The organism is Foetidibacter luteolus (genome assembly GCF_009650435.1).
GTDB classification, from domain to species: domain Bacteria; phylum Bacteroidota; class Bacteroidia; order Chitinophagales; family Chitinophagaceae; genus Foetidibacter; species Foetidibacter luteolus.
In genome coordinates this window covers 144,595-157,349 of record NZ_VVIP01000008.1, presented here as the reverse complement: position 1 = coordinate 157,349, position 12,755 = coordinate 144,595, and the positions used below count along the sequence as shown (strand labels likewise).

The 12,755-nt window shown below is 45.0% G+C and carries 13 protein-coding genes; 2 read left to right on the top strand and 11 right to left on the bottom strand.

The features are described from left to right. Positions 1 to 46: 46 nt before the first annotated feature. Positions 47 to 1,297, bottom strand: coding sequence for a peroxiredoxin family protein (locus F0364_RS02560; protein WP_153796183.1), 1,251 nt, complete (start codon positions 1,295 to 1,297; stop codon positions 47 to 49). A 501-nt stretch (positions 1,298 to 1,798) separates the two neighbouring features. On the opposite strand from F0364_RS02560, the gene F0364_RS02555 reads away from it, so the two are divergent. Then, positions 1,799 to 2,683 (top strand): phytanoyl-CoA dioxygenase family protein, encoded by an 885-nt coding sequence (locus F0364_RS02555; RefSeq protein ID WP_153796182.1) that lies wholly within the window; start codon positions 1,799 to 1,801, stop codon positions 2,681 to 2,683. A gap of 376 nt (positions 2,684 to 3,059) precedes the next feature. On the opposite strand, the gene F0364_RS02550 is transcribed toward F0364_RS02555, so the two are convergent. The 5 genes from F0364_RS02550 to F0364_RS02530 all read right to left on the bottom strand — a co-directional run bounded on the left by F0364_RS02550 (position 3,060) and on the right by F0364_RS02530 (position 7,614). Next, on the bottom strand, positions 3,060 to 4,238 hold the full coding sequence (locus tag F0364_RS02550; RefSeq protein ID WP_153796181.1) for a chromate transporter: 1,179 nt from the start codon (positions 4,236 to 4,238) through the stop codon (positions 3,060 to 3,062). Between the two features lie 476 nt (positions 4,239 to 4,714). Then, a complete protein-coding gene (locus tag F0364_RS02545; protein WP_153796180.1) occupies positions 4,715 to 5,677 on the bottom strand; it encodes a DUF1259 domain-containing protein in 963 nt (320 codons plus the stop codon). Next, a complete protein-coding gene (locus tag F0364_RS02540) occupies positions 5,674 to 6,150 on the bottom strand; it encodes a chromate resistance protein ChrB domain-containing protein (protein ID WP_153796179.1) in 477 nt (158 codons plus the stop codon). The genes F0364_RS02545 and F0364_RS02540 overlap by 4 nt, the downstream gene beginning before the upstream one ends. A 17-nt stretch (positions 6,151 to 6,167) precedes the next feature. After that, a complete protein-coding gene (locus F0364_RS02535; protein ID WP_207632483.1) occupies positions 6,168 to 6,689 on the bottom strand; it encodes a hypothetical protein in 522 nt (173 codons plus the stop codon). 85 nt (positions 6,690 to 6,774) lie between these two features. Continuing rightward, positions 6,775 to 7,614, bottom strand: a complete 840-nt coding sequence (locus F0364_RS02530) for a chromate resistance protein ChrB domain-containing protein (protein WP_153796178.1) — start codon at positions 7,612 to 7,614, stop codon at positions 6,775 to 6,777. Between the two features lie 177 nt (positions 7,615 to 7,791). Between F0364_RS02530 and F0364_RS02525 the strand changes: the two genes are divergently transcribed. After that, positions 7,792 to 8,103 carry a response regulator gene (locus F0364_RS02525; protein ID WP_153796177.1) on the top strand — a complete coding sequence of 104 codons (312 nt, stop codon included), beginning with the start codon at positions 7,792 to 7,794 and terminating at the stop codon, positions 8,101 to 8,103. Between the two features lie 146 nt (positions 8,104 to 8,249). On the opposite strand, the gene F0364_RS02520 is transcribed toward F0364_RS02525, so the two are convergent. The 5 genes from F0364_RS02520 to F0364_RS02500 form a co-directional block, all read right to left on the bottom strand. Further along, on the bottom strand, positions 8,250 to 9,077 hold the full coding sequence (locus tag F0364_RS02520; RefSeq protein ID WP_153796176.1) for an NAD-dependent epimerase/dehydratase family protein: 828 nt from the start codon (positions 9,075 to 9,077) through the stop codon (positions 8,250 to 8,252). 63 nt (positions 9,078 to 9,140) lie between these two features. After that, positions 9,141 to 9,995, bottom strand: a complete 855-nt coding sequence (locus tag F0364_RS02515) for an AraC family transcriptional regulator (RefSeq protein WP_153796175.1) — start codon at positions 9,993 to 9,995, stop codon at positions 9,141 to 9,143. Between the two features lie 51 nt (positions 9,996 to 10,046). Then, positions 10,047 to 10,946 (bottom strand): helix-turn-helix domain-containing protein, encoded by a 900-nt coding sequence (locus F0364_RS02510; RefSeq protein WP_153796174.1) that lies wholly within the window; start codon positions 10,944 to 10,946, stop codon positions 10,047 to 10,049. Between the two features lie 9 nt (positions 10,947 to 10,955). After that, on the bottom strand, positions 10,956 to 11,300 hold the full coding sequence (locus tag F0364_RS02505) for a hypothetical protein (RefSeq protein WP_153796173.1): 345 nt from the start codon (positions 11,298 to 11,300) through the stop codon (positions 10,956 to 10,958). 38 nt (positions 11,301 to 11,338) lie between these two features. Then, positions 11,339 to 12,592: an MFS transporter gene (locus F0364_RS02500; RefSeq protein ID WP_207632482.1), complete on the bottom strand. Its 1,254-nt coding sequence runs from the start codon at positions 12,590 to 12,592 to the stop codon at positions 11,339 to 11,341. Positions 12,593 to 12,755 lie beyond the last annotated feature (163 nt).

Sequence of the window (12,755 nt, the reverse complement as noted above, 5' to 3'; positions counted from 1 at the left end):
TACTTAGAGAATTTTATTTAACAGACACCAAATGTTCAACACGCAACTAACCCTCATTTAGCAGGCTATCAACCAATGCTTCAAATTCTTTTTTATAGTCTTCATAATGTTTGCCAGTACCAGGGCCACTAAAGCCGGAATGAATTTTTCTTACCACACCTTTTTTATCAATAAATATTGTTGTGGGAAAAGACCTGATACTCTCTAACTGCGGCAATGTTTTTTCCGTTCTTCTTTTATCAGAAACTTCAACACCTGTTACTAAAAATGGATACTTTACATTAAATCTTTTCTGAAATGGCGCCAATGCGGTTTTGGATTCCATAAAATCCGTTGACCGTTCATAAGCAAGGCCCAGTACTTCTACTCCCCTTGCCCGGTTGCGATTATAATAATCACTAAGAAAGGCCGTTTCATCCATGCAGTTGGGGCACCAGGAACCAAGTATCTGTATAATCAAAACTTTGTTCTTATAATATTCATCATTATTCGAAATTTTTTTGCCGGTAGTGGATGGAAAGCTAAAATCAAGACGGCTTTCCCCTTCACGCAGTTGCGTAAAACTATATTCATCGTTTAGCTGCGCAGCAGGGTTCCTCTTTGCCGTCCATACTTCGTGAGATGAAAGGCCGGAATACAGATGAGCATCAGCAATGCTATCCTTGCCCTGCAGCCGGGCAGTAAATAAAACAGCATGTCCGCCATCAAAACCAGAAAGCTTCAGGCTGTCACCTGCAACAGCGCCTTCCAGGTAACGGTAATCGCCTGTGGCTGTTAAAAAGGTACCTGTTACTTTCCCCAGCGAATCCTGCTGAAATTCACCTACAGCTTTGGATTCCGCGTCATTCTGTGTACCGAAATTTACTGACCACCGGCCAGATATATCATAAGCCGGTGCACGGCGCAATGCATACCTTTCCTTGTTATTATAGCTGGCATAAAAAGGAATTTCCTGTTTGCGGCTTCCGTAATTTTTAATGTATAAGCCCTCAAGTATCCCACCTGCTTTTACAGCCAATGAAAACCCCGACGCAAAGAAGGGCATTTGTATCCAAACTGAATCGCCGCGGCGTTTAATACTGTCAACCAGCAAACGTTCGCCTGCATTCAGTACATACATTACCTGCCGGCCATTTTCAACGGCAGTTTCAAAATTAAAAACAATCTCTTGCCCATCCGGCCTTTGCAATACAGCTTTCCATATTCCCGTTTTTAATACGGGTTTAGTACCAGCCGCCTCAACAGCAATAAACCTTGCCAGTATAAAAACAAGAGCCAGGCAAATTCTTCTTATCATGCAACAATGATTTCTGGTTTTTAAACAGCTCTTCGCAATTACTTTCAACAGGTACAAAATTTTTATGGGCCCGGCAGCATTAACTACCATTGAGCATCGTTGCGTCGCACTCTTGTACTGCACCGCTTTACGCAACATCATAACCTGCACCCCGCAGCATTTCTTTCGTTTACGGCTTATACCAAACAACCAAATCTGTCATTTAACTATAACATGCATTTTTAAGTTTTGCAAAAATTAAAATGCTGCATCATGCAAATGTAACCCTTGAAAACAAAGGGAAAAATAATTTCCTACAATTTTTGTAGACTATTGTTTTTATAAGAATTTTTTCCTTGCTTTGCAGCATGCAAATGCGGTTATCATATTGTCAACACTCTGCCAGCCTCAGTAGTGGCTCCTGCCCTGGCTGTTGTTGTATTACCGCCTAATCCCCGCTCTGCAAATAGTTTTTCTACGCAATTATTTTATTACTCTTACTATAAACATAAAACCAGTTTTATGCCAGAAACCACACAGCACAATTTTCAAGCAGGCTTACAAATAACCCAGGATCAAACTGAATTCTTTCAACAAAACGGGTACCTGCATTTTAAACAATTTTTACCCAGGGAAACAGTTCAACATTTTCTACAGGAATTAAACAACATCCAACAGTTGCTGCTTGAAAAAGGAATTGATACTGTAAATGGCATACCACTTAAATTTGGCAGGGATGGCAACGGCGATACTTTTATTCAGCGCTTTGCCTTTGCATCCCATTACAGCAAGCTCTTCAGAGACTTTCTGAAAGATCCGCGGCTTCAACCTTTGTTACAACCATTGCAGCCTTATGAAGGCCGTATTGGCGAAAATGAAAAAGACGGGCTTGTGGTTAATCATTATATAAACACACCAGACAGTGCGTACAAGCAATTGGGCTGGCATACAGACAGCCCACGTGATCTTTTTCTGGGCAGCCGCATTATGCCAATGCTGAATGTAGGGCTGCACCTGGATGATTATCCGAAAGAAAAAGGAGGGCTGAGAATTTTGCCGGGCACACACAACCAGGGCATCTTCTCACTATTGTTTAAAAAGAAATACTTTATAGACAACAGGCCCGATCCCAAGGAAATAGGTTTTGATATTGAAGCGGGAGACCTCACTGTGCATGATGGCCGTTTATGGCATAGGGTACAGCAGTCGCCGTATTATGGTGAACAAAGCAGAAGACGGGTTATGTATATTCCGTTTGTTACAGGCGCTTATGCACCTAAAAAAGCCGACAGTCCCACGCCGCTTTATCACAAAATTGGCAAAGTGCTGCTGAAAGCAAAAAAAGGGCATAGCCATCGCCCCCAGGGAAACCCTCAACCCGTATTAGCCACCGAAAAGACTTACTAACCCCCATCTATACGTTTTGGATAAAGCAAAAAAGGGTTGTCTCAAAAGTATTGAGCAGCCTTTTTTTATTCGTATCCCCGATGGAGTTTATTTTCGTTTAGGCGATTCTCAAAGCTTTAATTTTTCTTTTGAGACAGCCTCTTCTTTTACGGACCGGGCTGAAAGTGTTACAACCACTTACTGATTTGATTATCAGGAACCTTATTTTTTTTCAGGTGGCGGCACCTGTTGCAGATATCTGAAGGCCATTATTGCTCACACCACTCACATTCTTATACTTATCTGTGAGTAAGTTCCACTGTCATCATAACGATAGTTATCACTGGCATCTATTAGTAAATCCTGCAGGCTCATTGTCGCCGTAAAAACAGGCAGATCAAGCAAACCCTATCTTAAGCATTAAGCCTATCAATGCGGCAACCAGGATGAGCTGAGGCTCCTGCAGCTTTTTGATGTAGATTAACGCTAATAAACTTGTAACCGCAATAAGTGCTGTAGGTACATCATAGATACTGCGGGTGGCAATCACAATTACAGCGCCGACCAAAGCGCCTATCACAGCGGCTGTGATACCATCCACAAAAGCTTTAACAGATTGATTTTTGGCAATACGCTTAAAATATGGCGCCGGTAATACAGTAAAAAGATAACAAGGCAAAAATGTGGCTAGCGCTGCCACTGTTGCTCCCGGAAAACCCGCTACCAGGTAACCAATAAATCCGACGGTTATAACAACTGGTCCAGGTGTAACCATAGCAACGGCAACTGCATCCAGGAATTCCTGTTCGGAAAGCCATGCATATTCTTGTACTACACCTGCGTGTAAAAACGGAACGATGGCGAGGCCGCTGCCAAAAACAAAAGCGCCTGCTTTGGTAAAGAACCATCCAATTTTACCCAGAAGCCCCCAGTCGGCGGTGTAAGTACTAACCTGTAGGAGTACTATATTAGCGGCAACGTTTTTCTTTGCCCATTTGGGCGGAGCTTTAATAAACATATAAACCAGCCCTGCGCCAATGAAAAATAAAACTTCTTCTGATTGAGTGATGACTGTAATGATAATACCTGCCCCATAAAGCACCCATAGCAGCCATTTAGACCGCAGAGAAGACTTGTTGAATTTGCCGATGGATTTAATTGTGAGCTTGTAACAGCTCATAGCAATAATGCCGATTACAGCGGCGCCGATACCATAAAATATCGCCTGCATCCACGGCAGCCCTCCGAACCTTACATAAGCAATGCCAAGCAATACAACCATAATGAAAGAAGGTATAACAAAGGCAAAGCCCGCAATTGTAGCTCCTATGATGCGGTAATGTACGAAGCCCAGGTAGATGGCCAGTTGCGCTGCCAGGGGGCCCGGCGCCAGTTGCGCCAGTGCCAACCCCTCTTTGTAATCTTCTTCCGTAATCCATTTTTTTTGTTCAACCAGGTCTCTGTGCATATACCCTACCAGGGCTACAGGGCCTCCAAAACCAATGGTACCAAGTTTTAAAAAATATATCGAAAGATCCCTCAATGAGTAGTTAGCCTTGTTTTGAGTAGTAGCCATACAACAATATTTTTTAGGTTCATCGTAAAAATCCGTACCTAGCCGGTTATACTGTTTGCCGGATAAAACTGTGCAGCATTTTTTGGTGGCCAGCTATAGTGCTACTATAAGACGCCTGTTGTGTCACTCACTTGTACGCCCGGTAATTCTATTCGGCAATGTGCAGCCTGGCTGTTTTTCTTTGCACAGTTTTATGGGGCGTGCAGTATAATTAGTTAGGTAGGGTAGTACACCAGGGATGTGCGTAAAGCCCTAAGCCGGGTAACGCGGTAAAGCCTGACTGGCTGCCGGATTGAAACGGAAACCCCGCTACCTCCTGGCCCCCTGAATGGGGAATGCAGCGCTGCCGGTAGCGGAGTTGCAGTGAAAAGCCGGAACTATAGTCCAATTGAAATACTGTAACCGAAAGCCCCATATCTTTTTGAATAATTTTATGCGATGCCAGGCAGGCATTTTTTCTATGAGCCCTTTATTCGTTAGTGGGTAGCGAAGCCTTTACCTGTTTGATCAAGCGCTGTCCTTAATCCTTTTGCCAGTTGCCTGGCCTGTCCTACTCCCCAGTAATGCAGGAAAAAGATGCGGGGATGTTCATGCACCATGTGATTATGGACGGCCACTACCTCTATCCCGTTTTCTACCAGCGCCCTGATAACCGGCTCAACTTCATTTTCCAACATGGCGAAATCTCCCGCTACGGCCGCTTTTTCCGGTGTTCCCTGCCAGGCAGCCCAGGTATTGAATCCCGCAAAGCTGCTGACAGGTATGCCATGCTCCTGCAAGGGCACATCCGGCCGTGCGATAGTGTATTTGTACACGCCCTTCGAAGCCTCACCCTTAGCACCGATGATTCCATCCAGCTCCGGTATATTGATGGTATTTATGACGCTGTCGGCGCCAGTTGCTTTGGGATCATGTCCGCGAACCTCCTTTACCTTATCGAAAATGGCTTTTACGCTGGTGGCGACTTTGTCCAGAGGCCCTTTGCCTTCAATATGCATGTACATAACATTGGGGTGGTTACGTACGAAATGATTGTGGATAGCGGTAATAGCAAAACCCTGCCTGATTACTTCTTTTTGAACAGGGGCCAGGTCTGTTTCTGTTAACACAATGTCACCCATCGCCATCGCGCTGTCTCCACACGGTGTAAAACAGGTCCAGCTCCCCAGCCCCATGGCAGGAATAATCTTAAAACCATCCACTTCTATTTTTAAGTCATGCTGGGGTACGGTAATCTTATACTCGCCATTTTTTTCCACCCCTTTTATCCCGGTGATCTGTTCAATTTTGGCAATGTCGAGTTTGCTGCTTCCCGGAGGACAGGCGATAGTTGTTGAATCATTTTTGACTGCCTGAACAGCATTACGTTGAGCCGGTGTTTGGCTACATCCATAGCCCAATAGCGTAGCAATGAATAGCAGGCCGATTGTGTTTTTCATGTGTTGTTGGTTATGCTTTTAAGTAAAAGCGGGTTCCAGTTATGTTTTTCATCCTGGGCAAAACAGGCCCAGCTATAGAGCGCATCATAAATTTTCATCCCGATTTCAAGCATCTGGTGATCGTTAGTGAAGTTTTGGGAAAGACCGGCGGAAATAGCCCACAGCCCTGCCGCCTGAGGTGCAAGATCAAAGCGGTCCGTGTCTGCGGCCCTGACTATCATGGCAATTTGCAGGAGCGCCGGATCGTTGATACCATGCTTTTTGATAAAGTAATCAAAGGAACATTCCTCTCCATAGTGGCTATACTCAGCGCCCGGTATGTCATACGGTATCGCTTCCAGCAATGATGCCTGCCGGAAGACCTGTTCTTTGGGAACATACACAAATTCAGCGGCAGGATCTATAAAACGTTTAACCAGCCAGGGGCAGGCGACACGGTCAATTTTGGGTCTTTCCCTTGTTATCCATTTCATAACAGCAAGCTTTGTGGTTAAAAGACAATACCGAACTGGAAGCCAATGCCAATGGATGAGGGCTGATTGTTACCAAAGCGTGCCGGAACCGGAACGGCAATAAACCAGTTGTAGCCGTTAGCTTTTGCGACAATCTTGTTCAGTACAGGTGTGAAACCATACCTTCCGGAAGTTTCAAACGCAGCCCTTGCAGCAAGTGTGTAACCTTTTCCAAGGCCGAAAAGCGCTCCCGGATGAAACAGGAAATTATTCATTTTGCTGGCGCCCTTTTCTGAACGGATGAACGGTACAAACTCAGCAGAAAATCCAATCTTCGCACTTTTCCAGATATTGATGCCAGTGGGCAAACCACCGGTGTAGCTGCCATCAAAATTGTAATGCGGCTTCTCGCTGCTAAAAGATACAATGGGATGTAAGACACCTACATAACCCACTATCCGTGGATATGTTTGTGGCTGCTGAGCCTGTAATTTCTTTGAAAACGAAATAAGCAGCATGCAGGCAAGTAATGGCCTGAAATGAAATGTCCATATATGCATCCGGTGTCATGGATTTAATGAACCACAATATTACAAGCAGGAAAAGCCGGTAAATAGAACAGATGTTACCGGCCTTGTACAATTGTTACTTTTTTGATATTTTTTTCCGGTAGGCAGAAGGGCTTTGCCTGGTATGTTTTTTAAAAATCCTGGTAAAATGGCTTTGATCGGAAAATCCGGTCAGGTAAGCGATGTCAGTAAGGGATAATTTGACATCAGCCATGAGGCTGATCGCTTTTTCTATGCGCTGTTTACGGATATATTCACCGAAGCTCATATTGTCAAAATGCCGGGAAAACTCCCTTGACAGGTAGGAACGGTTGATATCCAGGTCACGGGAAAGTTCTGTCAGCGTAATGTTTGTGTCAATATGATCCTGTATCATTTCTTTTAATTCAACGGCCCAACCCGGTATCTGACCCTCCTGTCCGCCTTGCGATTTGATTATCCTTACCAGGGCATTTAACAAGAGGCTTTCAAAAGGCTGCTGCGTATGTTTGACATTTTGCAAATGTGTAGCCCAGCTATACAACGCATCATATATCAGCATACCTTTTTCAAGTAATTCATTATCGTCATTGAAATTATGGGCCAAGCCGGCAGATATTGCCCAAAGGCCCGGTGCATGTACCGAAAGCTCATGATGATCTGTGTCAGCACCACGCACAATTGGCGCCATAGCCAACACGCCGGCATCGGTGATGTTGTATTTTTTGATAAAATAGTCAAAAGTGCAATCATCGCCATAATGCGTATGTTCTACCCCCGGAATGTCAAATGGAGTAGCTGATAATTGCTCTGCTTTTAATAATACTTCATTAAATGGGGCATATATGATTTCTGCGCCGGGATCGATAAACTTTTTTATCAGCCACGGGCAGGCGATACGGTCAATTTTAGGATGTTCCCTCGTGATCCATTTCATAACACTTAGATTTTGGCATTTATATGCGAACTGGTTATCAAAGCCAATTGTATACTCAATTTATAGCCTTTGATACCGCCTGGTCATTTTCAAAGCTCGCCGACAGGTCAAATTTCTCCAAAATTTACTGTTAGATTAGCAACAAAAATTTTGGGATGAAGGTATTAGTGATAGAAGATGAGGCAGGCCTGCTACAAAGCATTATCACATATTTTAAAAAAAGAAGACTTTACCTGCGAGGGCGTGAGTTTGTATAGAGAGGGCCTTGCCCTGATTGAAGATTTTGAACATGACTGCATCATACCGGATATTAACCTGCCGGGCGGTACCGGGCTTCAACTGTTGCAATACCTGCGTGACCAGCATAAAGAAGATGGCGTGATCATAATTTCGGCCCGCGATTCACCGGATGAACCATTGACCTGCTATTACGTAACGCTGCCATTCGGCAGGAGACATTGCTGCTTACCAAAAATGAGTATGACCTGATTGTTTTCATGATCAATAACCGCAACCGCGTCGTGAGCCGCCAGGCCTCCGTTGAAGGTCATCCATTGCAAATCGTTTAAATTATGCGCCGGTACCACATTGATATAATTCCGGTGCGACTGGTTTAAATAAGATCGGGTAAGTTGTCAAAGCAGGTTTTGCTGCGCCGCCTGGTAGACAGTCCTTACCGATGCCTGAAAGCCTAAACTGCGGGCCAGCGATGCATCGGCATGCAGATACCAGGGGTTCATCAGCGGCTCTGCTGAAGAAGCCATCGATTCGCCAACAAGCTGTAATAGCTCGTACAACGTTGTTGGGGCCTCATCTGCGATATTGACCACCCGTCCGTCCATACCCCCTTGCAAAGCCATCATGATAGCCGTGTATATATCGCGATGGTGGATAGTACTCATCCGCATAGCCGGATGAAATTTAGCAGCAACTACATGTTTAGGCAAGTCTTCCAGGTGGCCGTCTCCATCTCCATAAACAAATGGGAAGCGAAGAACAGACCAGTTCAACCCGCTTTCACGTAACGCATTTTCCGCAGCAACTTTGCTGGCCGGATAGGCATGTTGCGGGTGAAGCTTATCATCCTCCCGGCCGGGGTGCGGATTGTTCATATCATAAACATGGCTGGTACTTGCAAAAATGAAGCGGGCATCAGGTGCATTGCTCTTCACGGCATCAATGAGGTTGCGTGTACCCTCCAGGTTACTTTTCCAGATCAAATCCGTATCCGGTGACCGGAACACGGCTGCCAGGTGAATGATGGCTATTGCATCTTTTACGGCTTCTTCCAGTGTTGCCGGTTCAAACAAGTCGCCATTTATAGCTGTAACTCCGGCCGGCACTTCTTTGCCACGTACCAACGCGAAACAATTATATCCTGCTTTAACAAGGCGGGGCAAAAGCCTTGAACCTACTAAGCCGGTTGCACCGGTTACCAATATTTTACCATATTGTCTGTCCATAATTAAATTGTTTCAGACAAAGGTTTAACTAATGTGATAGTAAGTTGAGGACAAAAAACGCTTTTACGAGGACAAATCCTGATAAGAGCCGGCTATCGTTTTACCGGTTACTTTTTTAAATAAACGCGAAAAATAACCAGGGTCATTAAATCCGAGCTCAAATGCCAATTCCTTTACAGACGTATTTTGGTTACTATGTATTCTACGTTTTGCCTCCATGATCAAACGGTCTGTAATGAACTCTTTAGGTGAAACGCCGGAATGCTGTTTTACGATCCTATACAAAGAATCTGTGCTTAAGCCTAACTTTGCTGCGATTTCCGTTATGGCAGGCTGGTCAGTAAGATGATCTTCTACAAATAGTTTGAACCCTAAAAACTTATCAAGCCCCGCGGCAGTGTGCTTCTTATCCAATACAAAATAAGCTGCGTTTACTTCTGTAAGCAGGCTGTTGAGGTAAGCCAGGATTATTTCCGGATCATTATCGTCTGTACGTAACAATTCATTTAAAATCCTGAATGTATTACAAAGCCTAAGTGCGGCACCGGGTGGAAAACTAATCTTTTGCTGGTTCAAGGGGTTGAAGAGAAAGGGGAATTTTTTTGGCAACCGCGAAAGACATTCATCGTCAAATCCCAATTTATAATAGTCTGCCGTGTGGGCAGTTGCAGGCAGTTGCCTAAGCTGGTGGGGTAACGCAAAAAATAGCTCATTTTTGCCTACTTCGATAGTTTGCCCGTCGATAATCTCCTGACTCTTCCCGTGCACCACGAAAAGAAAGAAATAATAAGGCAGCCGTTGAGCAGAACCGTATTGAGCCACCGACTCCGGTGATATATGGCCGAATTCCGGAGAAACGATGCGTATCGCGACCCCTTTGTTTTGACTCAGATTTTCAGGAAATGTGTTAATGGCCATAATTTCTAAGGATCATTATTGACCGAAGTTACCCATCAGTGAGACAAGGTACTAATTGAACGAAGCCCTGAACTCCAACGGAGAAACATTGGTTTTGGTTTTAAATAATTTGCTGAACGACTGTGGATGTTCGAAGCCCAATTCGTAAGCGATCTCACTTACCGTCAGGCTGGTAGTGGATAATCTCTCCTTGGCTTTATCAATCAGTTTTTCGTGTATGTACTGTTGGGTACTATACCCCGTAAGGGTTTTAAGCAAACTACGCAGGTAACTGGGCGATACATTCAGCGATGCCGCAATGAGCTCTACTGTGGGCAATCCTTTATTGATCAAATCTCCTTTGTCAAAATAATCATTTAACAAATCATCCAGGCGCTCAAGGATAGCGTGGTTGGTAATCTGGCGGGTAATGAACTGCCGTTGATAAAAGCGGTCGGAATAATTGAGCAGGGCGTCAAGATGCGACACGATGATGCCCTGTGTAAACTTATCGATATTTCCATTGCATTCCTGTATGATATTTGCCACCAGCTCATTCATGATCTTCTCTTCTTTTTCCGACAAAAACAAGGCTTCGTTTACTGAATAATTAAAGAACTCATACTGCTTGATTTTCCTGGCGAGAGGTGTGCCCCAGAAAAAATCGGGATGAACAAATAACATCCAGCCCTTAGGCTCATAGCCAGGTTCATGCTCCTGCCCGCTGAGCACCTGGTTAGGGCCGACAAATGCCATAAAGCCTTCGTCAAAATCATACTTCTGCTGTCCGTACACCAGGTTGTTACAATTTCTTTTAATGGAGATCATATAAAAATCGAGTATGACACTTATGCCAGGGCTTGCCTTCAGTTGCCCACACTCGATTATGCTGATCAAGGGATGCGGTGGCGGCGCAAAGCCCTGCATTTTATGGGCCTGCGATATGGAACTTATCCTGATTGGTGTATTCATTGTTTGATTTTACGATTTGAACGGATATTTCAGCCAGATCAATACCAGCGGTAAAGCCAGAAAAGGAATTTCCATCAGCGCTGTTTTTGCATCACCTGCCCTCAAAGACAAGGCCATTATCAATATGATGGTTACGGCGTTCAACAAATTGCTGATAAAAAAAGTTTGTGGAAAGAACAATAGCAATCCCACGATGATGGAAAATACGCCAAAATAGGGCATCGTGGCCTGGTTAATGCCCAGGTTTGCCATCATTTTTTCCTGTTCCGGGCCAAGCGGTTGAAATGCGTCCCAACCATGTTTGATGCTGAGACAGGCCGATACCAACAGAAGTATGATACTTATCGCTTTCATATATTTTAGTTTGTTCTGTTAAAAAAACTGTTGATGAACTATCCGGCGTTTATCTTCTTATTGGCAATGAGCAGCGCAACAGCACAAAGCAAACTTGCCAATGGGCCAATCAACAATCCCCATCGCAAGCCGTTATTGCTGCTTGAGGCTGTGGTATGATCACTTATAAAACCCACCAACACCGGCGCCAGTGAAGGCCCCAAAAGCCCTGCTGCCAGCAACAATAAAGCAGTTGACAAAGCCTTGTTACCACTGCCCGCCACCAAATGCCCGCTGCCAAAGGCATAGGGTAACAAAAACGCGAACGAAAACATGCCCGGCACCAACAGCGCTATAGCCCCATTGCCGGTAGGCATGAACAAAGCCGCAGTAGTGCATAAGGCAGTCATGAATAGCATGATGGCCGGCGGTCTTAACAACGCTTGTGAATTTCTTGCTATTGCCCTGTCAAAAAATCTTCCGCCAAGCAATGTAGCGGCAATGCCGAGCAGCCCCTGCATTAAGCCAAACTTTAACCCTATTTCACTTGCGGTAAGCCTATAAGTTCTTATTAAAAAGGGTGTAGTGAAAACATAGAACGGCGCAGATGCAAAACCCAGCAAATTGGCAGCCACAAACAACCACAAAAATGCTGGCTTCCTCAGCAAATTACGGCCGGCCGTCAGCAATCCGCCGCCGTCAGCAACTTTCTCTGCGGCAGGCACTTTGTTCCCCTGCACAAACAGCAATACCAATACCGCCAACACCAATCCCAAAGCACCTGCTGCAAAGAAAGCGTTTCGCCAGCCAATATTATCACTTGCCCAGCCTCCCAGGGCAAAACCCAACATGGTGCCAAGCGGAAGACCCATTGAAAACAGTCCGATCGCCCTTCCCCGGATTGACCCGGGGAGTTTTTGCGTGATCAAAAAATGACTGGCCGGCGTACCACCCGCTTCGCCGAGCGCTACTCCAAAACGCAACAGCATCAATGTTAAAAAGCCTGTAGCCATTCCTCCCAAACCTGTCATGAGACTCCAGATCACTATACAGGCGACCAATACCTTTTTTGCCCCGCCCCTGTCCGACATGCGTGCCAGCGGCAATGCTGCCAGCGAATGGCAAACGGCAAATCCCAAACCTGTGATCAGCCCCAATTGCGTATCGCTTAACCCCAGTTCTTTTTTGATGGATTCGCCCACGATGAAAGGCAGCACCCTGTCTATCTGGCCAACAATGCTTACCAGCAAAAGAGTGGTTAAAAAAGCGATCCTTTTCCAACCGAAAACATATTCGTTCATGTTAATGTTCATAGTCGTAACCGTATTTTCAATTATGCGGGCTAATTATACTGCACACCGCATCAAACTGTGCAAAGAAAAACAGCCTGGCCGCACGTTGCCGAATAGAATTACCAGGCGTACAAGTGAGTGACACAACAGGCGCCTCATAGTAGCACTATTGTTGGTCACCAAA

Excerpts from the sequence above, each read along its gene's own strand:
- F0364_RS02535 (WP_207632483.1), bottom strand. The coding sequence starts at position 6,689 with ATGCATATATGGACATTTCATTTCAGGCCATTACTTGCCTGCATGCTG.
- F0364_RS02505 (WP_153796173.1), bottom strand. The coding sequence starts at position 11,300 with ATGAAAGCGATAAGTATCATACTTCTGTTGGTATCGGCCTGTCTCAGC.
- F0364_RS02520 (WP_153796176.1), bottom strand. The coding sequence starts at position 9,077 with ATGGACAGACAATATGGTAAAATATTGGTAACCGGTGCAACCGGCTTA.
- F0364_RS02555 (WP_153796182.1), top strand. The coding sequence starts at position 1,799 with ATGCCAGAAACCACACAGCACAATTTTCAAGCAGGCTTACAAATAACC.
- F0364_RS02500 (WP_207632482.1), bottom strand. The coding sequence starts at position 12,592 with ATGAACATTAACATGAACGAATATGTTTTCGGTTGGAAAAGGATCGCT.
- F0364_RS02510 (WP_153796174.1), bottom strand. The coding sequence starts at position 10,946 with ATGAATACACCAATCAGGATAAGTTCCATATCGCAGGCCCATAAAATG.
- F0364_RS02525 (WP_153796177.1), top strand. The coding sequence starts at position 7,792 with ATGAGGCAGGCCTGCTACAAAGCATTATCACATATTTTAAAAAAAGAA.
- F0364_RS02560 (WP_153796183.1), bottom strand. The coding sequence starts at position 1,297 with ATGATAAGAAGAATTTGCCTGGCTCTTGTTTTTATACTGGCAAGGTTT.
- F0364_RS02515 (WP_153796175.1), bottom strand. The coding sequence starts at position 9,995 with ATGGCCATTAACACATTTCCTGAAAATCTGAGTCAAAACAAAGGGGTC.
- F0364_RS02540 (WP_153796179.1), bottom strand. The coding sequence starts at position 6,150 with ATGAAATGGATAACAAGGGAAAGACCCAAAATTGACCGTGTCGCCTGC.
- F0364_RS02530 (WP_153796178.1), bottom strand. The coding sequence starts at position 7,614 with ATGAAATGGATCACGAGGGAACATCCTAAAATTGACCGTATCGCCTGC.
- F0364_RS02550 (WP_153796181.1), bottom strand. The coding sequence starts at position 4,238 with ATGGCTACTACTCAAAACAAGGCTAACTACTCATTGAGGGATCTTTCG.
- F0364_RS02545 (WP_153796180.1), bottom strand. The coding sequence starts at position 5,677 with ATGAAAAACACAATCGGCCTGCTATTCATTGCTACGCTATTGGGCTAT.